Origin of the sequence: Exiguobacterium acetylicum DSM 20416, assembly GCF_000702605.1 — a bacterium.
In the GTDB taxonomy this organism is placed as follows: Bacteria; Bacillota; Bacilli; order Exiguobacteriales; family Exiguobacteriaceae; genus Exiguobacterium_A; species Exiguobacterium_A acetylicum.
In genome coordinates this window covers 52,501-72,546 of sequence record NZ_JNIR01000001.1, presented here as the reverse complement: position 1 = coordinate 72,546, position 20,046 = coordinate 52,501, and the positions used below count along the sequence as shown (strand labels likewise).

At 51.2% G+C, this 20,046-nt stretch carries 18 protein-coding genes, 2 rRNA genes and 1 riboswitch (1 of these 21 only partly in view); all 20 genes read right to left on the bottom strand.

Features of this window, described 5'->3' with window-relative positions:
* Positions 1 to 16: 16 nt before the first annotated feature.
* Positions 17 to 700, bottom strand: coding sequence for a heptaprenylglyceryl phosphate synthase (gene pcrB, locus P401_RS0100355; protein WP_034786186.1), 684 nt, complete (start codon positions 698 to 700; stop codon positions 17 to 19).
* 74 nt (positions 701 to 774) lie between these two features.
* The gene (locus P401_RS0100350) at positions 775 to 999 is read right to left on the bottom strand and encodes a hypothetical protein (RefSeq protein WP_029340751.1); all 225 of its coding nucleotides are present in this window, start codon (positions 997 to 999) and stop codon (positions 775 to 777) included.
* Between the two features lie 12 nt (positions 1,000 to 1,011).
* Complete coding sequence (locus P401_RS0100345; protein WP_029340750.1) at positions 1,012 to 2,391, bottom strand: TrkH family potassium uptake protein; 1,380 nt, start codon at positions 2,389 to 2,391, stop codon at positions 1,012 to 1,014.
* 37 nt (positions 2,392 to 2,428) lie between these two features.
* A complete protein-coding gene (locus P401_RS0100340; protein WP_023467078.1) occupies positions 2,429 to 2,743 on the bottom strand; it encodes a YerC/YecD family TrpR-related protein in 315 nt (104 codons plus the stop codon).
* Between the two features lie 68 nt (positions 2,744 to 2,811).
* The gene (locus P401_RS0100335; RefSeq protein ID WP_029340749.1) at positions 2,812 to 4,551 is read right to left on the bottom strand and encodes an adenine deaminase C-terminal domain-containing protein; all 1,740 of its coding nucleotides are present in this window, start codon (positions 4,549 to 4,551) and stop codon (positions 2,812 to 2,814) included.
* A 210-nt stretch (positions 4,552 to 4,761) separates the two neighbouring features.
* A complete protein-coding gene (gene purD / locus P401_RS0100330; RefSeq protein ID WP_029340748.1) occupies positions 4,762 to 6,024 on the bottom strand; it encodes a phosphoribosylamine--glycine ligase in 1,263 nt (420 codons plus the stop codon).
* A 15-nt stretch (positions 6,025 to 6,039) separates the two neighbouring features.
* A complete protein-coding gene (gene purH / locus P401_RS0100325; protein WP_029340747.1) occupies positions 6,040 to 7,560 on the bottom strand; it encodes a bifunctional phosphoribosylaminoimidazolecarboxamide formyltransferase/IMP cyclohydrolase in 1,521 nt (506 codons plus the stop codon).
* Complete coding sequence (gene purN, locus P401_RS0100320) at positions 7,557 to 8,132, bottom strand: phosphoribosylglycinamide formyltransferase (protein WP_029340746.1); 576 nt, start codon at positions 8,130 to 8,132, stop codon at positions 7,557 to 7,559. The genes purH and purN overlap by 4 nt, the downstream gene beginning before the upstream one ends.
* A complete protein-coding gene (purM, locus tag P401_RS0100315) occupies positions 8,129 to 9,163 on the bottom strand; it encodes a phosphoribosylformylglycinamidine cyclo-ligase (protein ID WP_029340745.1) in 1,035 nt (344 codons plus the stop codon). Before purM ends, purN begins: the two co-directional genes overlap by 4 nt.
* Positions 9,164 to 9,179: 16 nt before the next feature.
* Entirely contained in the window at positions 9,180 to 10,589 is a 1,410-nt protein-coding gene (gene purF, locus P401_RS0100310) for an amidophosphoribosyltransferase (RefSeq protein WP_029343374.1), read from the bottom strand.
* Entirely contained in the window at positions 10,565 to 12,784 is a 2,220-nt protein-coding gene (purL, locus tag P401_RS0100305; RefSeq protein WP_029340744.1) for a phosphoribosylformylglycinamidine synthase subunit PurL, read from the bottom strand. Before purL ends, purF begins: the two co-directional genes overlap by 25 nt.
* On the bottom strand, positions 12,765 to 13,448 hold the full coding sequence (purQ, locus tag P401_RS0100300) for a phosphoribosylformylglycinamidine synthase subunit PurQ (protein WP_029340743.1): 684 nt from the start codon (positions 13,446 to 13,448) through the stop codon (positions 12,765 to 12,767). The genes purL and purQ overlap by 20 nt, the downstream gene beginning before the upstream one ends.
* Entirely contained in the window at positions 13,445 to 13,693 is a 249-nt protein-coding gene (purS, locus tag P401_RS0100295) for a phosphoribosylformylglycinamidine synthase subunit PurS (protein WP_023467069.1), read from the bottom strand. The genes purQ and purS overlap by 4 nt, the downstream gene beginning before the upstream one ends.
* Positions 13,690 to 14,397 carry a phosphoribosylaminoimidazolesuccinocarboxamide synthase gene (gene purC, locus P401_RS0100290; RefSeq protein ID WP_029340742.1) on the bottom strand — a complete coding sequence of 236 codons (708 nt, stop codon included), beginning with the start codon at positions 14,395 to 14,397 and terminating at the stop codon, positions 13,690 to 13,692. Before purC ends, purS begins: the two co-directional genes overlap by 4 nt.
* Positions 14,398 to 14,456: 59 nt before the next feature.
* Positions 14,457 to 15,752, bottom strand: a complete 1,296-nt coding sequence (gene purB, locus P401_RS0100285) for an adenylosuccinate lyase (RefSeq protein ID WP_029340741.1) — start codon at positions 15,750 to 15,752, stop codon at positions 14,457 to 14,459.
* Complete coding sequence (purK, locus tag P401_RS0100280) at positions 15,749 to 16,852, bottom strand: 5-(carboxyamino)imidazole ribonucleotide synthase (RefSeq protein ID WP_029340740.1); 1,104 nt, start codon at positions 16,850 to 16,852, stop codon at positions 15,749 to 15,751. Before purK ends, purB begins: the two co-directional genes overlap by 4 nt.
* Positions 16,849 to 17,340: a 5-(carboxyamino)imidazole ribonucleotide mutase gene (gene purE, locus P401_RS0100275; protein ID WP_029340739.1), complete on the bottom strand. Its 492-nt coding sequence runs from the start codon at positions 17,338 to 17,340 to the stop codon at positions 16,849 to 16,851. Before purE ends, purK begins: the two co-directional genes overlap by 4 nt.
* Positions 17,341 to 17,429: 89 nt before the next feature.
* A riboswitch (purine riboswitch) is annotated at positions 17,430 to 17,531 on the bottom strand.
* Between the two features lie 208 nt (positions 17,532 to 17,739).
* Positions 17,740 to 17,937 (bottom strand): NETI motif-containing protein, encoded by a 198-nt coding sequence (locus tag P401_RS0100270; protein WP_029340738.1) that lies wholly within the window; start codon positions 17,935 to 17,937, stop codon positions 17,740 to 17,742.
* A 99-nt stretch (positions 17,938 to 18,036) separates the two neighbouring features.
* Positions 18,037 to 18,152: ribosomal RNA gene (rrf, locus tag P401_RS0100265) — 5S ribosomal RNA — on the bottom strand.
* 46 nt (positions 18,153 to 18,198) lie between these two features.
* Positions 18,199 to 20,046: ribosomal RNA gene (locus P401_RS0100260) — 23S ribosomal RNA — on the bottom strand; it runs 1,066 nt beyond the window's last position.

Below are 20,046 nucleotides of genomic sequence, written 5' to 3'. Positions count from 1 at the left end.
CTTTTGTTCCTATATTTTATCGTGTCGCCGCGACTGTCGCAAGCGCTGCTTTTAAATCCTCATAAATGACGTTTCCAACGACGATCGTATCCGCATACTGCAGCATCTCACGCGCTCGCTCCTCAGAGTCGATGCCACCACCGTAAAACAGGCGTGCCTGCTTCAAGACGTCGCGAACGGCTGCGACTCGTTCCGCTTCCCCGTAAACGCCGCTGTATTCGAGATACACGACCGGTAGACGGAAGACACTATCCGCTAACTGCGCATAAGCGACGGTCTCATCTAACGTTAACGGTTTTGCTTGTGTCACGTGCGCGACCTTCGCATCAGGATTCAGGACGATATACCCTTCCCCGACAAGATCAGCGTGCGCCAGCATATGACCGACTTGTTCTAACGCCTCGACTTGTTTTTCAACGACGTACTCTAACGTCCCGGCATTCAGGACCGTCGGTGTCAAATACGTATCGAATCCCATCGTCGCGGCTTCGAGTTCTGAAATCTCAAGTGCCACTGCAACGGGATACCGTCGCAAGCGCATCAAGAGATCAAGCGTCGCATCGAGTGTGATGTCATCCGTTCCACCGACGAGGATCGCATCCGTTCCGGACGTCGCAATCGCCTGTAGGCTAGCATCATCGATTGTTTTTGCTGGATCTAGTTTAAAGACATGTCGCCATTCATTAAAAGGTAATAACACGGTTCGTCCCATCCTCTCTTTCTCATTCCACATTCAGTATAAAACAAAAAACCATCTCGCGCAGGGCGAGATGGTTAGACGCGTGTCCGTCGTTTCGTCAAGAGTGACGCCAGTAACAACGCAAAAACGGCATATACCGGCACGAACGCCCACGGTTCTGCTAAAAAGAAGCCGAGTACCGGGACGTCCAGTAACGGTGAATCCGGTGAACAGAGTGCTCGACCATTGACGAGCGCCAAAAACGGTAAGACAGGCACAGCAAAGATATAGGCAAAGTTGATCCAAAAGGCACGTTTCATAAAAGAGCCTCCTTATCCGATAATGACGGATTCCTTCGGATAATTGTAGTTACGTTTCGGTTGGTTCGCTTTCAACAGAAGAACGAACGAGATGACACCGATTCGACCAATGAACATCAGCACAGACAACGTCCATTTTCCGATATCCGATAATTGATCCGTGATGCCGAGCGATAGACCGGTCGTTCCGAACGCTGAACAAGCTTCAAAAAACAGCACGAGGAACGGTGCGTCTTCGACAAGTAACAAGACGATTAATCCGACCATCGTCACACCCGTTGAGACGACAATGACGACGAATGCTTTCCAGATGTCCGACTGACCGATCTCACGACCAAAGATTTTAATCCCGTATTCGCCTCGGATGAAGGCGATGACACTCAAAACGGCGACAGCGAACGTCGTCGTTCGAATCCCCCCACCAACGGAAGACGGTGACGCTCCGATGAACATCAAGAGCGACAAGACGAAAATCGATGCCTGCGAGAAGGACGTGATGTCGACCGTCGTCAATCCCCCGTTTCGGGTCGTGACGGATTGGAACAAGGCGTCGACAAGCTTCTCATCGATCGGTAGACCTTTGAAGGATTGGTTCCATTCAAATAGCAGCAATGCTACCGTTCCGAATAGGACGAGAATGAAGAACGTTGACGCTGTCAATTTCGTAAAGAGTGAAAAATGATACGGTTGACGTGTCGCTTGACGTGTCGCCCGGTACGAGATGTAGCGCCGGACTTCGACGAGTACTGGAAACCCAATTGCACCAAGTGTCAGTAACAAGATTTGCATGAAGACGACGAACAAATCACCGCGAAACGGTAGTAACGATTCGCCCGTGATGTCAAAACCAGCGTTCGTCGTCGCACTGACCGATCCGAACAGTCCTTGGAGCATCGCTTCACCGAGTGTCGGAAAGTATTTCGTATAGTACAGCCCGAGAATCAATGCCCCGATCAATTCAATCGAGACGATGATCAAGATGACTTCGCGAATGTATTTGACGACCCCTTGCATCGTCGTCTGGTTCTGATCTCGAACGACGAGTTGACGTTCTCGAAAGCCGATTCGTTTTCCGAGAATGACCCACATCGCGATATGAAGCGACATCAAGCCGATCCCGCTGACTTGCACTAGAATCATGATCATGAAGTAGCCGAACGTCGTGAAGGTTTCTGAGACCGAGACCGTCGTCAAACCAGTGACACTGACACAACTGACCGCCATGAAGACGAGGTCCGTGAAATCCCAGTTATAGTCTCCCTTGGTCGACCACGGCAGACCGAGCATGATGATTCCGATGATGACCGCAACGAAGTAGATGATGACGAGCGACTGGATGGGCGTCAGCCTTCGAATGAAATGTTGAATTTTATGTTGTAACGCAAAATCCATATCGGTGCGCCCTCCTTCATAGAAGTAGCGGATAACATTAGTTATCCGCTACTTCTTGCTCGATAAGACCTAGGCGGGCAAGCGCCAGATCATAACCGCCCGAACCGTAGTTCAAGCAACGTTTGACACGCGAGATCGTTGCTGTTGAAGCACCGGTCGCCTTTTCGATTTTGTGATACGTATTGCCTTCACGTAATTGACGTGCGACTTCAAGACGTTGGGCGAGCGCCTGGATTTCGTTGACGGTCGCTAAGTCTTCGAACAACGTATAACAATCTTCTAATGAATCCATCTTCATGATGGCTGTAAATAACTGATCCAATTCTTTTCCACGCAATTTATCGAGTTGCATCTTGTGACTCCCTTTCCCATTCAATTGCTCTTTAATAGTTTAAAGCGCGACGTTTTAAAATTCAAGCGTCATCGCAAAATCGCTGGGAAAAGGACTTTTTTCCGAAGGACTTCGTAAATACCTTGTGGTGTGATCCGTACATATGGCAAGTGTGTCGATGCTAGGAATAGCAACGTATAGACAGGATCTTCAAACGCATAACCGCGTTCGAACAAGGCTTCCCGGAGAGCCGTTTCTTGAACGATCAAATCTTCGAGTGGCAGGTCGGACGTCTGCCCCATCAAGGTCAACGGAACTTCAGCGATGACTTCACCATTCTCAACGAGAACGATTCCGCCGCCGAACGCTTTCATTCGATCAAACGCGACTTGCATGTCTCGTTTCGATTTACCGATCATCAAAATATCACCGCTGATCGAGTACGAACTGACGAGACCTCCGACTTGTGTCGCAAAGTTTTTCAGAACGGTATTCAGTCGCCACTTCCCTTCCCGGTCGAGTAGCATCAGGAAGGATTCATCACATCCTGCCGGTAGAACAGGTACACTTGTATCGTGTTCGACTTGATAGAGTTTCATGATGACGGAATTGACCATTTCAAGACCAACCGGCATGCTAAACGAAAAATCCTGTTCCGTTAAGGAAACCTGGACTTCCGAGCGTGGCATGAGCGCATAGACTGCATCAAGCGCTTCTGCCGGGTAACATGGGATGTCTGCTTGACGGACCCATGTGCCGCGCGCAAGTACAGCGACAGGTGTCGGGGCATCTTTTGCCTCAAGGAAATTAAGATGCGCGATTCGTCCTGGTGCGATACTCCCAAGTAGATGATCGAGATTAAAGTGACGCGCTGCATTGTACGATGCAATCCGGTACGCTTCTTCGACCGGAATGCCCGCCTCAAGCATCAATCGGATCGTCTCATCCATCATGCCCGCTTTATAGAAGGACGGCGTTGAACCATCCGTCGTCACTAGCACCTTATCGAACTGCGTCAACCCTGCTTCGACGAGACCTTTAAAGATATCCGGTAGATCCGGACGAATCGATGAATAACGAATCGTCGTCGTGTAGCCGAGTTCAAGACGTGTCATCGCCTCTTCGACCGTCATCGCTTCGTGATCACTCGTCACGCCGTACAGCGCCATCTTCGTCAACGTCTTCGCTGAAGCCCCAGGGAAATGACCTTCGATTGGTTTTCCGAGTTTGATCGCATCCTGCATCCAGTGAAGCAGTTCATCATCCCCTTGCGAGAGACGTGGCCATCCCGTCAACTCTCCCGCTTGGATGACTTGTGGATGCTTGAGCCACGCTTGAATCCGGCGATTATCGATCGAGATACTGTCGGCATCAAGCTCGGTTTGTGCGTCGAGTCGTGCCCACCAGTACATTGAGGTCGGTAAGTCTGCTAGCGCCTCGACCTGAGCAAACGCTTGCTCCGTCGGCTCTAATAATAACAACATGTTGTCGTTTACGAGCGTCGATGTTCCCCGCTCTGCTGCGAATTTTGCAAGACTCGCTGGATTGTAAAGTTGGAACGGATGGGCATGGGGTTCAATGTAACCGGGTACGATATATTGACCTGTCGCATCATGATACGCATCGGCTTGTTCCGGCATCTCTGGACCGACATAGACGATCCGGTCGCCACTAATCCAGATATTCGCCGTCCGCCATGCTTTGACACCATGATTCAGGTAAGTGGCATTCTGTATGACAAGTGTCGGTGCAAGCTTTCCGCTGATGACCGCTTGGTGTGTTCGTACTTCAGATTTCGTCCAAGGGGATCTTCCACAATTTTTTTTCACGAAAGCTCGACCTCCTTTGTTTTATTGAAAACGCTTTCTTATAGTTCTTATACTAAAATGTTGCTAAGTAAGTTTCAAGAAGTTTTGCCCCGTTCCGGATTCATTTGGTCAAAATAACACAAATTCGCCATGGAAGACAAATCTTTTCGTGCACTTCGCCAAGAAACAAAAAACCAGACGCGACTCCTTCGAGCACGTCTGGTACAAATATCATGATTCATGCGAGGCACGAAAGGCTTTTTGAGCGATATCAGTTCGGTAAAAGAATGGCTGGTCCGTCACGTCTGGTAAGTTCGCATAGACCTGTTCGACAGCCTGCTCGATCGTCTCGGCACGGCTGACACATACGAGGACACGTCCACCGGCTGAGACAAGTTGATCGTCTCGTTCTGCCGTTCCGGCATGAAAGACGAGAAGACCGTCCCCAATCTGATCAAGTGGAATCGCTTGTCCCGTTTTTGGTGCTTCCGGATATCCTTCTGCTGCGACGACGACACCGACAGCTGCTTGATCCGTCCAAACGACTTCTGGTATCTGTCCGTCTATCAGCGGCATGATGACATCAAGCAACGGTGTCTCTAAGCGCGGAAGAATGACTTCTGTTTCCGGATCACCGAACCGAGCATTGAACTCGATGACGAACGGTCCTTGTTTCGTCAGCATCAGACCGGCATAGAGGAAGCCGGTGAACGGAATTCCTTCGCTTGCCATCTGATCGACGAGCGGCTGAATGATGCGATCAACAGCTTCTGTCGTCAGCGCTGCTTCGTCCCACTGAGGAAGCGGAGAATACGCGCCCATTCCTCCTGTGTTCGGACCTAGATCACCGTCAAATGCCCGTTTATGATCTTGCGACAATACCATCGGGATGACGGTCTCTTCGTGCACGAATGCCATCAATGAACACTCTTCCCCGACCAGGCATTCTTCGATGACAACGCTGCTTTGTTGACCGTATTCCCCGGCAAACGTATCGTGGATTGCTGCAAGTGCTTGGTCCACGGTTTCTGCGACCGTGACTCCTTTTCCGGCAGCAAGTCCGTCGGCTTTGATGACGATCGGTGCACCCGCTTTGCGAACATACGCCTCTGCGTCTGCTGCTGAAGTAAAGACGGCATGAGCAGCGGTCGGAATACCGGCACGCTCCATCAATTCTTTCGCGAACTGCTTACTTCCTTCGATCGCTGCCGCTTCCCGTGTTGGTCCGAAGATCTGCAATCCCGCTGCCTGAAAGGCGTTAACGACTCCGAGAACAAGTGGTCCTTCTGGTCCGACAATCGTCCAATCGATCTGTTCGTCTTGTGCGAACGTCACGAGTTCATCGATAGCATCTTCGGCGATCGGAACACATGTGGCTTGTGTCATCCCGGCATTCCCAGGCGCAGCATACACTGTCTCGATCCGTTCATCCTGTGCCAGCTTCCAGACGAGCGCGTGTTCACGCCCTCCTTTACCAATCACCAATACCTTCATTCAAATCGCCTCCGCTTAGTGTTTGAAATGTCGAACGTTCGTAAAGACCATCGTAATGCCATGTTTGTTACACGCATCGATCGACTCTTGGTCGCGAATCGAGCCGCCTGGTTGAATGATTGCCGTAATACCAGCTGCTGCTGCCGCTTCGACCGTATCACCCATTGGGAAGAAGGCATCGGAAGCAAGTGACGCACCAACTGCTTTTTCTCCGGCTTGTGTAATCGCGATGTTCGCTGAACCAACACGGTTCATCTGTCCTGCACCAACACCGACCGTCACTTCGTCCTTCGCGAGAACGATCGCGTTCGACTTGACATGTTTGACGGCACGCCATGCGAGTTTCAAGTCTTCCCATTCCGCTGCTGTCGGCTTGCGGTCTGTCACGACGCGTGCTGCTGCATCATCAAGCGTCTCATCGTCACTGTCTTGGACGAGCATGCCGCCAGCGACTGCCGTATAACGGATTGCTTGGACACGTTTGACGTCGAGTTCAAGTAGACGGATGTTCTTTTTCGCTGACAACAAGGCGAATGCTTCTTCCGTGAAGGATGGGGCGATGATGATTTCAAGGAAGATACCGCTTAACTGTTCTGCTGTCTCTAAGTCAACTTCACGGTTCAAGGCGACGATGCCACCGAAGATCGACACCGGATCGGCTGCATGAGCGCGACGGAATGCCTCTCCGATCGTTGGACCGACGGCAACACCACACGGGTTCATGTGTTTAACAACGACGGCTGCTGCTTCGCGGAACTCGTCGAGAATTTCGAGTGCAGCGTTCGCATCTTGAATGTTGTTATACGACAACTCTTTACCATGCAACTGTTTCGCTGAAGCGAGAGATGCTCCACGGTAAATTGGTGTTTTATAAAAGGCTGCTTCTTGGTGTGGATTTTCTCCATAACGAAGATCCTGGACTTTCTCAAGCGTGATTGTCAACTGATCCGGGAACTTCTCGCCTGTTTGTGTCAAGAAATAATCCGCGATCAACGCATCGTACGCCGCTGTATGACGGAAGGCTTTCGCCGCAAGACGTTGACGTGTCTCAAACGTCGTACCGCCTTCACGAATCTCGGCAACGACCGTTTCGTAATCAGCTGGGTCGACGACGACCGTGACAGCTGCGTGGTTTTTCGCCGCTGAACGCAACATGCTTGGTCCACCGATATCGATGTTCTCGATCGCATCGGCATAGGCGACGTCTTCTTGTAAGACCGTCTGCTTGAACGGATACAGATTGACGACGACGAAATCAATCGGTTGAATCTGTTGCGCAGCCATCTGCTCACGATGGGATTCAAGATCACGACGACCGAGTAATCCACCATGAACCATTGGATGGAGCGTTTTGACACGCCCATCGAGCATTTCTGGGAATTGTGTGACTTCACTGATACCAATGACCGGAAGCCCGGCTTCCTCTAACGCTTGATGTGTTCCGCCTGTCGAGACGAGCTCGATACCTGCTTCATGGAACGCTCGTCCTAATTCGACGATTCCTGTTTTATCCGACACACTAATTAACGCTCTCATACGTTTGCCTCCTCTTTCATCCACTCTTCGATGACTTGCGGATACAGTCTATGTTCGACGCGCTGAATCGCTTGTTGCAATGTTTCACGCGTCATCTCTTCTGTAATCCGAACGGCTTCTTGAGCCATGATCGGTCCTGTGTCCATGCCTTCATCGACTATATGAATTGTAACACCTGTGATTTTAACTCCGCCACGAAATGCTTGTCCGATCGCATCTTTTCCCGGGAACGCCGGAAGCAGCGACGGGTGGATGTTGACGATTCGCCCTGCGTATCGTCCAAGCAACTCTTCCCCGATTAATCGCATGTAGCCGGCAAGAATGATCCGTTCGACACCTTTCGCTCCAAGACGGGCAATGATTTCCCGCTCAAAACTCGGTTTATCCGGATAGTCCTTCGCCCGAAAGACGAAGACGTCACATCCGCGTCGTTTTGCCCGTTCAATGACCTTTGCGTTCTGTTGATCGCAGACGATCAGTTCGATCGAGGCATGTAACGTTCCTGCCTCGATCGCTTCAAAAAGTGCTTCGACATTACTACCGCTTCCTGATGCAAAACAGGCGATCTTCATGCGTCGACTCCTTGAATCCGAACACCTTCTTGATCTGTCACTTGACCAATCACGTACGCCGTCTCATTTTCACGAGCGAGGCGTGCTGTCACTTCCGCGACATCTTCCGGTTTGACGATCAACATGAAACCGATGCCCATGTTAAAGACGTTGTACATATCATGTCGTGGCAGGTCACCCGCTTGCTCGAGCCAGTCAAAGACTGGTAACGTCGGCCACTTTTTCGGATCGAACGATGCGCCAAGACCTTCTGGCAAGACACGTGGTACGTTCTCGTAGAATCCACCACCCGTAATATGGACCATCGCTTGAATCTTTTCCGTCTCAAGGGCTGCTTTGACCGCTTCGACGTAGATGCGTGTTGGCATGAGGAGCGCATTTCCGAGCGTATGACCGAGCATCATGACTTCATCTTCGTAGCGGAGGCCACTGTCGGCGACGATTTTACGGACGAGTGAGAACCCGTTCGAATGGACGCCGGACGAAGCGAGACCGAGAATGACATCTCCTGCCGCGACGTTATCACCCGTGATCAATTTTTGCTTCTCGACGGCACCGACGGCGAACCCGGCGATATCATATTCGCCGTCCGCATACATCCCTGGCATTTCCGCTGTCTCACCGCCGATTAACGTACACCCCGCCTGGACGCAACCTTCTGCGACACCTGCGACGATCCGTTCGATCTTAGCTGGAATCGCCTGACCAAGCGCGATGTAGTCAAGGAAATAAAGTGGTTCCGCGCCTTGGACGATGATATCGTTCACACACATTGCCACACAGTCGATTCCGATCGTATCGTGTTGTTCCAGTGCGAAAGCGAGTTTCAGCTTCGTACCGACACCGTCTGTCCCACTGACAAGGACTGGTTCTTTCAACTGCAATTGGCTGAGGTCGAACATCGCACCAAAGCTACCGAGTCCCGTCAATACTTCTTTGCGCATCGAACGGGCGACGTGTTTTTTCATTCGCGTGACTGACTCATACCCTGCTGTCAGACTCACACCTGCTGCTTCGTAATGTTTGCTCATGTTCTTCCCCCATCTATCAAAGTTTAGCTTCTAACTCGAGCGAACCGAGCGGTGTCGGATACTCTCCTGTGAAACAAGCGGTACATTGTCCTTTTAACGGTCCATCGAACGGGCGATCGATTGCGTCGACCATGCCCGGTACCGTTAAGAATTCAAGTGAATCCGCACCAATTTCCTGCCGGATTTCTTCCGGCATCAATCGAGCAGAGATCAGTTCTTCCTTCGATGAAGTATCAATCCCGTAATAACATGGATTCGTGATCGGTGGTGCCGTGATGCGGACATGGACTTCCGTCGCACCCGCTTCCCGTAACAAACCGACGATGCGGCGACTCGTCGTTCCCCGGACGATTGAATCATCGACCATGATGACACGTTTTCCTTGCACGACGCCGCGTAGCGCGGACAATTTCATTTTGACCCCACGTTCCCGTAACTCTTGTGACGGCTGGATGAACGTCCGTCCGACATACCGGTTCTTGATCAATCCCATCTCATATGGAATACCACTCGCTTCCGCGTAACCGATCGCTGCCGAGATACTTGAATCCGGTACTCCAGTGACGACGTCCGCTTCAACCGGCGCTTCTTCATACATCTTTTTCCCGAGTGCTTTGCGAGCCGTATGGACGTTGACGCCATCAATGATCGAATCCGGACGTGAGAAGTAGATATATTCCATCGAACACATTGCCCGTTCACGTGGTTCCATGTATTGACGGGACGACATGCCCTGTTCTGTGATCGTCACGAGCTCCCCTGGCTCGATATCACGAATGAATTCCGCGCCGACGATATCAAAGGCACATGTCTCTGACGCGAATACGATGCCGCCGTCCGGTGTCTTCCCGAGTGACAGTGGACGCAGTCCGTGCGGATCAACCGCCACGAATAACGTATCTTCCGTTAAGAAAAGGAAGGCGAACGCCCCGACGAGACGGGCGAGACTATCGGCAATCCGGTCTTCGAGTGTGTCGAGCTTACTGCGTTTGACGAGATGGGCGACGACTTCCGTATCACTCGTCGTCTGAAAGATGGCACCTTCTGCTTCTAACAGGTGCTTTAGTGAATCGGCGTTGACGAGATTTCCGTTATGCGCGAGTGCGAGATCTCCCGTCCGCGATTTGAAGTGAAGCGGTTGGGTGTTCTCAAGCGTGTTTCCCCCTGCTGTCGAATACCGGACATGTCCAATCGCGTGATGTCCGTTAAGGTTCGTCAGTGTTTCTTCCGAAAAGACTTCCGTTACGAGTCCTTGCCCGCGGTGCGGGAAGAGGTCGTCACCGTCACTCGTGACGATGCCTGCCCCTTCCTGTCCCCGGTGTTGCAAGCTATGCAAGCCGTAATAAGCGAGTTGCGCTGCATTCGGTTGTCCGAAGATCCCGAAGACGCCACACTCCTCATTTAGTCCTTTGATGTCATATAACACGCGATTGCTCCTTCCCAGTCTCCCTGTAAGGTCGAACGGTCTGCTTCGATCCGTGTATCTGTCGTCTCGATGACGAGAAGCTCATCGTTCGTGACGACACCGATCGCTTGAGCACCAGTCCGTTGTTCGAATGCGGTGACGTGCGCTTGTGGCACCGTGACGACGAAGCGTGATTGCGATTCACTGAACAGGTGTAACGTTGGTCCGTCAAACTGAACCGTCAACCCGAGATCCGTTCCAAACGTCATCTCAGCGAGAGCGATGGCGAGACCACCTTCTGACACATCATGCATCGCATTGACTTCACCTGCTTGTACTGCCTGCTGTAACAATTGTAAGCGTGCGTGTTCGACGGCTAAATCAATCTGTGGTGCGCGACCGAATGATTTACCGAATTGCATATATTGAAGCTCACTGCCACCAAACTCGGCTGTTGTTTCTCCTAATAGATAAATCTGGTCACCTACTTGTTTGACATGTTGCGTTGTGATCCATTCAGTTTGCTCGTGTAAGCCAACCATTCCGACGACTGGTGTCGGGTGAACAGCTTGACCGGCTGACTCGTTGTAGAGTGAGACATTCCCGCCGATGACAGGTGTCTCGAGGACACGACATGCTTCTGCCATACCGGCCGTTGCTTGTTGCAATTGCCAGAAGCCTTCTGGTTTATCCGGATTTCCGAAGTTCAGGCAATCCGTGATGGCGAGTGGTGTCGCCCCGCTCGCGACGATATTACGAGCTGCTTCCGCCACCGCGATCTGTCCACCAACATATGGATCCAAGTAGACGAAACGGCTGTTGCAGTCGGTCGTCATCGCGAGCGCTTTGTTCGTGCCGCGGACACGGATGACGGCTGCATCTGACCCTGGTGCGACGACGGTCGACGTCTGGACCATATGATCGTACTGATCGTAGACCCAACGTTTTGAAGCGATCGTCGGCTGACGAAGTAGTGCCCGCCATGTCTCAACAACGTCTTCGACGACTGGAAGCGTCTCTTCCATCGCTTGGAATGCTTCATAATACGCAGGGACACGCGATGGTTTTTCGTAGACTGGTGCTTCTTCTGCTAACGCATCAACCGGAACTTCTGCGACGATATCCCCATGATGGATCAAACGCAGGACCTTCTCTTCAATGACTTCTCCGACGTGAACGGCATGGAGTCCCCATTTGCTGACGATCGCTTCGATCTCTGCTTCGCGACCACGCTTGACAACGAGTAACATCCGCTCTTGTGATTCCGAGAGCATCATTTCGTAAGCGGTCATCCCAGTCTCCCGTTGCGGGACGTCATCGAGGTGCATCTCGATGCCCATACCTGCTTTCGAAGCCATCTCTGCTGAAGAAGATGTCAGTCCGGCAGCACCCATGTCCTGCATTCCGACGAGTGCTGGATGACCAACGATCTCAAGACACGCTTCAATCAATAGTTTCTCCATGAACGGATCACCGACTTGAACAGCCGGACGTTTTGCTTCCGTATCCTCTCCGAGATCCTCCGAGGCAAACGTCGCACCATGAATCCCGTCGCGCCCAGTAGCTGCACCGACGTACATGACCGAGTTGCCGACACCTTTTGCCTGACCTTTTTGAATATCCGCATGGTTGATTAAACCGATACACATCGCGTTGACGAGTGGATTGCCTTCATATGAACGATCAAATCCGATTTCGCCACCGATCGTTGGGATCCCGACACAGTTGCCATAACCGGCGATTCCGGCGACGACTTGTTCGAACAGTTGATTGACACGTGGTGTACCGAGATGCCCGAAGCGGAGGGAGTTCATGAGTGCGACCGGTCGTGCGCCCATCGAGAAGATGTCACGAATGATTCCGCCGACGCCTGTCGCAGCCCCTTGATACGGTTCAACAGCGGATGGATGGTTGTGGCTTTCGATCTTAAAGACGACTGCCTGCTCATCGCCGATATCAACGACACCTGCCCCTTCCCCTGGTCCTTGTAAAACACGTGGTCCAGTCGTCGGGAATTGACGGAGGACGGGTTTAGATGTCTTGTATGAACAATGCTCCGACCACATGACTGAGAACAATCCTGTTTCCGTATAGTTCGGTTGGCGTCCGAGTAAATCGACGACCATCTGGTATTCTGTATCACTCAAGCCCATCGTGGCATAGACGCGTTGCTCTTGAATCAATTCTGGTGTTGGTTCAGACTGTTGTTTTAGCATGGTGTGCCCCCTGTTTGACGAGTGAAGTAAAGAGTTTTAGTCCATCTGTTCCGCCGGTCAAGAGTTCGACCGCTCGTTCCGGGTGTGGCATCATCCCAAGAACGTTGCCGGCTTTGTTCGTGATTCCGGCGACATCGCCGCGCGAGCCGTTCGGATTGTCGACATATGTGAAGGCGATTTGTCCGTTCGTTTGCAGCATCGCGTAAGTCGCATCGTCGCAGTAGTAGTTTCCTTCACCATGCGCGATCGGAATCGAGATCGTCTCGCCTGGCAGGTAATCCGATGTAAAACGTGTCTTTGTATTCTCAACCTTTAGTTCAACCGTCCGGCACATGAACTTCAAGCCGTTGTTTCGGTGCAAGACACCTGGTAAGAGTCCCGCTTCGACAAGGATCTGGAATCCGTTACATACCCCGAGGACCGTTTTCCCTTCTGCTGCAAAACGTTTGACTTCTTCCATGATCGGTGAGAAGCGCGCGATCGCGCCGCAACGAAGGTAATCTCCGTAGGAGAATCCGCCCGGTAACAGGACGCCGTCGTAGCCTTCAAGTGATGTTTCGGTATGGAAGACGTATTCAGCTTCTTCTCCGAGAGCATCCTTGACCGCATGGTACATATCTAAATCACAGTTCGATCCCGGAAAGACGATGACCGCGAACTTCATGCTGGCGTCACCTCTTCGATCGTAATCTGGTAATCTTCCATCACCGTGTTGACGAGTAGTTTTTGACACATCTCATGAATCATCGCTTCTGTCGTTTCCGTCTCAACGAGCAGTTCAATCTGTTTTCCGATTCGGACACTCTCGACACCTGTAAAACCAAGCTGTTGCAATCCACCTTTTACAGCAACTCCTTGTGGATCTAAAATGCTTTCCCGTAATGCGATCGATACGATGACTTTTTTCATTGTGTGTTTCCCCCTAGGCGATTGAATAGTGTTTGGTAAGTCTCTGTCAGTGAACCGATATTGCGGCGGAAGACATCTTTATCGAGATGTTCTCCTGTCGCCTGATCCCACAGGCGGCATGTATCAGGTGAAATCTCATCTGCCAGTAAAATCGTTCCGTCTGCCGTCTTTCCGTACTCCAATTTAAAATCAATCAACGTGATTCCGTTTTGACGGAAGTAAGGTTGTAATACTTCGTTTACGCGAAGCGCTTCAGCAGATAACTGTTTCAACTCTTCAGAAGTCGCAATCTTCAGTAAATTGATGTGTGACGAGGTGACGAGTGGATCGCCTAACGTATCATCTTTATAGTAGAACTCAACGATTGGTGTTTCGAGCACCGTACCTTCTTCGATACCGAGCCGTTTACTCAAGCTCCCCGCGACGACGTTTCGGACGACGACTTCGAGTGGGATGATGGTGACACGACGTACGAGCTGTTCGCGCTCCGAGACACGCTCAATAAAATGTGTCGGAATGCCCGCTTGTTCGAGGATTTCAAAGAAATGACTCGTCAATCGGTTGTTCAATTCGCCTTTTCCAGCAAAGGTTTCTTTTTTCTCGCCGTTGAATGCCGTGGCCTCGTCTTTATAGACGATCCGGAGCACATCCTGCTCCTGCGTCGTGTACAATCGTTTTGCTTTTCCTTCATAAAGTGGTTGCATCGCTTTCGTCCCCCATGATCCTAAGATGTAGACGGGGCAAGTGCCCCGTCTCAGGTTGATTAGTTCAAGCCACACCGTTCAAAGATTTCATCGACGCGACTCGTATGGTACGTCGGATCGAAACACGCATCGAGCTCTTCTTCTGTGAAAAGCTGTTGAATCTCTTCTTCTTGCCACAACAAGTCACGGAACATGATTTGTTCTTCCCACGCCTGCATCGCACGCGGTTGAACGAAATCATAGGCGGCTTCACGCGACCATCCTTTTTCGATTAAAGCGAGTAAGACATGTCCAGAGAAAATGACACCAAACGTCCGGTCCATGTTCCGCTTCATGTTGTCCGGGAAGACCGTCAAGTTCTTCACGATGTTTCCGAAACGGTTCAACATGTAGTTAAGCAATCCTGTTGCGTCCGGAAGAATGATACGTTCTGCCGAAGAATGCGAGATATCCCGTTCGTGCCAGAGTGAGACGTTCTCGTACGCTGTCACCATGTGTCCACGGATGACTCGGGCAAGACCTGTCATGTTCTCTGAACCGATCGGATTCCGCTTATGCGGCATCGCCGATGATCCTTTTTGACCTTTAGCGAAGAATTCTTCGACTTCACGTGTTTCCGTCTTTTGCAGACCCCGGATTTCCGTTGCCATCTTTTCGATTGATGTTGCAATCAGAGCAAGTGTCGACATGTAGTGTGCATGACGATCACGTTGTAACGTTTGCGTTGAGACCGGAGCCGGTTTTGTTCCTAACTTTTCGCAGACATACTTTTCAATGAATGGATCGATGTTTGCGAATGTTCCGACGGCACCTGACATCTTGCCGTATTCGACCGTCTCACGTGCTGCTTCAAAACGGACTTTGTTTCGTTTCATCTCTTCATACCAAAGCGCTAGTTTCAGACCGAACGTCGTCGGTTCTGCATGTACGCCATGCGTTCGTCCCATCATGACCGTATATTTATGTTCGTTCGCTTTGACTTTTAAGATGTCGATGAACCGATCGAGATCCGCAGCAAGAATGTCGTTTGCTTGCTTCAACAGATACGAGAGTGCTGTATCGACGACGTCCGTTGACGTGAGTCCGTAATGCACCCACTTGCGTTCTTCTCCGAGTGTTTCAGAGACGGCACGCGTGAAGGCGATGACATCATGACGTGTCTCTTGCTCGATCTCAAGGATGCGGTTGACATCAAATGAGGCATTGTCCCAAAGCAACTGGACGTCCTCTTTCGGGATGACCCCTAGTTCACTCCATGCTTCACACGCAAGAATCTCGACTTTTAACCAAGCCTCGAATTTGTTTTGTTCGGTCCAGATCGCTTTCATCTCAGGACGTGTATACCGTTCGATCATTGAACTGTCTCCTTCCATATCGACAGGCGTTCGACTTCTGCCAAAGCATCGTCGACGGTGTCCGCAAGAATGTTTAAATGGCCCATCTTGCGCCCTGTCTTGGCTTCTGCTTTTCCATATAAGTGAACTTTCGTCCGAGCGTCTAATCTCGGTAGTTCCTCGTATAATGCTGTGACATGCTGACCCAGGATGTTCGCCATGACGACCGGTGTCGTCAGACGGGTATCACCGAGTGGGAGACCACTGATGGCACGGATATGTTGCTCGAATTGGGATGTTTCACAAGCATCGATTGAATAGTGACCCGAATTGTGTGGTCGGGGTGCTAGTTCATTGACGATCAGTCGAGAACCGACGACGAACAACTCGATGGCCAGTGTACCGATCAGACCGACGGCATCCGCGATGGATTCGGCGAGCGCAATCGCTTCTTGTTCGAGCGATTCAGAAATCCGTGCCGGTACGATCGATAGATGCAAAATGTTTTCTCGATGTATGTTCTCACTGACCGGGAAGACGCGTGTCTCTGTTGCGCTTCGAGTGACGATGACGGAAATTTCTTGATCAAACGGTAACCACTGCTCCGCAACATACTCTGTCGGTTCAAATCGTTCGATTGCCGCTTGGAACTGTTCTTCCGTCCGAATGACGGTCTGTCCCTTTCCGTCATAGCCGAATCGTGCTGTCTTCAAGACGAATGGTAACCCGAGTCGCTGTTTTGCTTCCTCTAAGTCAGAAGGATGCGTCACCGGATAGTACGGAGCGACAGAGTGCCCAATGCGTTCAATCATCTCTTTTTCTCGTACCCGATGTTGCGTTTGAAAAAGAAGATCGGTGCCGTGAATCAGTTTCGTTCCGATCGCTTCAGCGACTTCCGTCGAGATGTTCTCGAATTCGTAGGTGACGACATCCGATTCAGCTGCGAGTTGTTTTGCTGCCTCTACATCCGTGAAAGCAGCTTTGATATGTTGATCCGCCACTTGCGCACATGGTGCATTGTCCGTTGGATCGAGTGTCAAAATCTCAAAGCCCATCTCACGCGCTGACAGAGCCATCATTCGACCGAGTTGACCGCCGCCTAGTATCCCAATTCGTTTCATAGCAGGTTCCCTCCAGATGCAATGACGTCTCCTTCTAGTTCGACACGCATATGATCGAGCTTGCGGGCAAGTCGTTCATTTTGAATCGAAAGAATTTGAGCAGCTAGCAATCCGGCGTTTTTTGCGCCTGCTTCTCCGATCGCGACCGTTGCGACCGGTACACCACCTGGCATTTGAACGATCGAGAGCAAGGAATCAATTCCTTGGAGCGCTCTACTTTTCACAGGAACACCGATGACGGGTAATGTCGTTTTAGCGGCAACCATGCCCGGTAGATGAGCAGCACCGCCTGCACCGGCAATGATGACCTTCAGTCCTCGTTCACGTGCTGATTCAGCATAACGAAACATCAGATCCGGTGTCCGGTGTGCGGAAACGACTTTCTTTTCGTACGGAATCTCAAGTTGCTCCAACACATCGCATGTATGCTTCATCGTTTCCCAATCCGATTGACTTCCCATGATGACGCCGACTTCTACATTTCCCATCGCTGTTTCCTCCTTTGTGCATAAAAAAAGCCCAAACCACGGCTAAAAGGGTGGCTTAGGGTATAAAAAGGTACGCCAAAGAAATATCGACGAACATCCATATACCCCATAGTCCAACGATTTAGGGTCGTTGGGTAGAAACTTGCAAGCCATATCCCTGCTATTATACGAGGTGTTTATATTCAATCATCCTGTCACGACTTCATCTTAACAAGTCCATCCCAAGGCGTCAACCAAAGGCGAACAATTTAATTGTCTGAAAATTTATCGTTCGGTTTTAAAAGGTGTTTTTTTAATTTCATCTAGTGTCCATTCGGAGTTTATTTTCTCTGGAGACATCAAATGAAATAAAGTATAAAAAAAGCATCGTCCGATTCATTCGGACGATGCTTGAAGTAGTTATTCGCTCTCTTTCACTTTGCAATCGAAGACGATTTGCTGACGAATTGGATACGGTTCGCCATTAGCGTCTAATCCAAAGATCGGCTCTTCTCGTCGGACCGTCGGGCGGTATCCCATGGCATCGATACGATCCAAACAAGCACCAATCGTCTCGTTCTCTTCGACGGCTACGCGTAGTTTCGTTTTTTTCGCCATATCCCTGTTCAGTCCCTTCATTAAAATAGATGCATGCCTTTCTACAAAAAGACACAAAAAAGCGGCGGCCCTTGAGCGTATGCTCCAGAACCACCGTTTGCCTGGCAACGTCCTATCCTCACAGGGGGAAGCCCCCAACTACTTTCGGCGTTCAAGTGCTTAACTTCCGTGTTCGGCATGGGAACGGGTGTGACCACTTGGCTATCGTCACCAGACGACGGGCTCGCGCCCTCAAAACTGAAGTCATCAACAAGCATCTGCTAGAACAAGGCCTCGACCGATTAGTATCACTCAGCTCCACATGTCGCCATGCTTCCACCCGTGACCTATCTACCTCATCGTCTCTGAGGGGTCTTTCTTGATTACTCAAAGGGAAATCTCATCTTGGAGGGGGCTTCATGCTTAGATGCTTTCAGCATTTATCCCGTCCGCACGTAGCTACCCAGCGATGCTCCTGGCGGAACAACTGGTACACCAGCGGTGCGTCCATCCCGGTCCTCTCGTACTAAGGACAGCTCTCCTCAAATTTCCTGCGCCCACGACGGATAGGGACCGAACTGTCTCACGACGTTCTGAACCCAGCTCGCGTACCGCTTTAATGGGCGAACAGCCCAACCCTTGGGACCTACTCCAGCCCCAGGATGCGATGAGCCGACATCGAGGTGCCAAACCTCCCCGTCGATGTGGACTCTTGGGGGAGATCAGCCTGTTATCCCCAGGGTAGCTTTTATCCGTTGAGCGATGGCCCTTCCATGCGGAACCACCGGATCACTAAGCCCGACTTTCGTCCCTGCTCGACTTGTAGGTCTCGCAGTCAAGCTCCCTTCTGCCTTTGCGCTCTACGAATGATTTCCAACCATTCTGAGGGAACCTTTGGGCGCCTCCGTTACTGTTTAGGAGGCGACCGCCCCAGTCAAACTACCCGCCTGACACGGTCCTCCAGCCGGATGACGGCTGCGAGTTAGAGACTCTATGCATGAAGGGCGGTATCCCAAGGGTGACTCCTCCGAAGCTGGCGCTCCGGGCTCGACGTCTCCCGCCTATCCTGTACATCATGCACAAAGCCTCAATATCAGGCTGTAGTAAAGCTCCATGGGGTCTTTCCGTCCTGTCGCGGGTAACCTGCATCTTCACAGGTACTATGATTTCACCGGGTCTCTCGTTGAGACAGTGCCCAAATCGTTACGCCTTTCGTGCGGGTCGGAACTTACCCGACAAGGAATTTCGCTACCTTAGGACCGTTATAGTTACGGCCGCCGTTTACTGGGGCTTCGGTTCAAAGCTTCGCTTGCGCTAACCCATCCCCTTAACCTTCCAGCACCGGGCAGGCGTCAGCCCCTATACGTCATCTTGCGATTTAGCAGAGACCTGTGTTTTTGCTAAACAGTCGTTTGGGCCTATTCACTGCGGCTCTACTCATGTAGAGCGTCCCTTCTCCCGAAGTTACGGGACCATTTTGCCGAGTTCCTTAACGAGAGTTATCCCGCGCGTCTTAGAATTCTCATCTCGCCTACCTGTGTCGGTTTACGGTACTGGCGCCTTCCCCCTCACTAGAGGCTTTTCTTGGCAGTGTGAAATCGTGACCTACGTCCCTACGGGACTCCGCATCGTTCCTTGACTTTGGTGCCTGACGGATTTGCCAATCAGACGGTCTTGAAACTTGCACATGCACTTCCATCCGCATGCGTCACTATCCTCCTGCGTCCCCCCATTGTTCAAACGGTGGATCGGCGGTACAGGAATATCAACCTGTTATCCATCGCCTACGCCTTTCGGCCTCGGCTTAGGTCCAGACTAACCCTGAGCGGACGAGCCTTCCTCAGGAAACCTTGGGCTTTCGACGGAGGGGATTCTCACCCCTCTTTTCGCTACTCACACCGGCATTCTCACTTCCAAACGCTCCACTGCTCCTTCCGGTACAGCTTCACAGCGGTTTGGAACGCTCCCCTACCATTCCTTACGGAATCCGCAGCTTCGGTGGTATGTTTAGCCCCGTTACATTTTCGGCGCGGCGCCACTCGACTAGTGAGCTATTACGCACTCTTTGAATGGTGGCTGCTTCTAAGCCAACATCCTAGCTGTCTAGGCAGCGCCACATCCTTTTCCACT

What these genes read in the sequence shown, in the direction of transcription:
- purL (WP_029340744.1), bottom strand. Translation starts at nt 12,784, where the DNA reads ATGCTAAAACAACAGTCTGAACCAACACCAGAATTGATTCAAGAGCAA.
- purE (WP_029340739.1), bottom strand. Translation starts at nt 17,340, where the DNA reads ATGGGAAATGTAGAAGTCGGCGTCATCATGGGAAGTCAATCGGATTGG.
- purH (WP_029340747.1), bottom strand. Translation starts at nt 7,560, where the DNA reads ATGAGAGCGTTAATTAGTGTGTCGGATAAAACAGGAATCGTCGAATTA.
- purS (WP_023467069.1), bottom strand. Translation starts at nt 13,693, where the DNA reads ATGAAAAAAGTCATCGTATCGATCGCATTACGGGAAAGCATTTTAGAT.
- P401_RS0100345 (WP_029340750.1), bottom strand. Translation starts at nt 2,391, where the DNA reads ATGGATTTTGCGTTACAACATAAAATTCAACATTTCATTCGAAGGCTG.
- purD (WP_029340748.1), bottom strand. Translation starts at nt 6,024, where the DNA reads ATGAAGGTATTGGTGATTGGTAAAGGAGGGCGTGAACACGCGCTCGTC.
- purQ (WP_029340743.1), bottom strand. Translation starts at nt 13,448, where the DNA reads ATGAAGTTCGCGGTCATCGTCTTTCCGGGATCGAACTGTGATTTAGAT.
- P401_RS0100350 (WP_029340751.1), bottom strand. Translation starts at nt 999, where the DNA reads ATGAAACGTGCCTTTTGGATCAACTTTGCCTATATCTTTGCTGTGCCT.
- P401_RS0100340 (WP_023467078.1), bottom strand. Translation starts at nt 2,743, where the DNA reads ATGCAACTCGATAAATTGCGTGGAAAAGAATTGGATCAGTTATTTACA.
- purN (WP_029340746.1), bottom strand. Translation starts at nt 8,132, where the DNA reads ATGAAGATCGCCTGTTTTGCATCAGGAAGCGGTAGTAATGTCGAAGCA.
- purM (WP_029340745.1), bottom strand. Translation starts at nt 9,163, where the DNA reads ATGAGCAAACATTACGAAGCAGCAGGTGTGAGTCTGACAGCAGGGTAT.
- purC (WP_029340742.1), bottom strand. Translation starts at nt 14,397, where the DNA reads ATGCAACCACTTTATGAAGGAAAAGCAAAACGATTGTACACGACGCAG.
- P401_RS0100270 (WP_029340738.1), bottom strand. Translation starts at nt 17,937, where the DNA reads ATGGCGAAAAAAACGAAACTACGCGTAGCCGTCGAAGAGAACGAGACG.
- purK (WP_029340740.1), bottom strand. Translation starts at nt 16,852, where the DNA reads ATGAAACGAATTGGGATACTAGGCGGCGGTCAACTCGGTCGAATGATG.
- purB (WP_029340741.1), bottom strand. Translation starts at nt 15,752, where the DNA reads ATGATCGAACGGTATACACGTCCTGAGATGAAAGCGATCTGGACCGAA.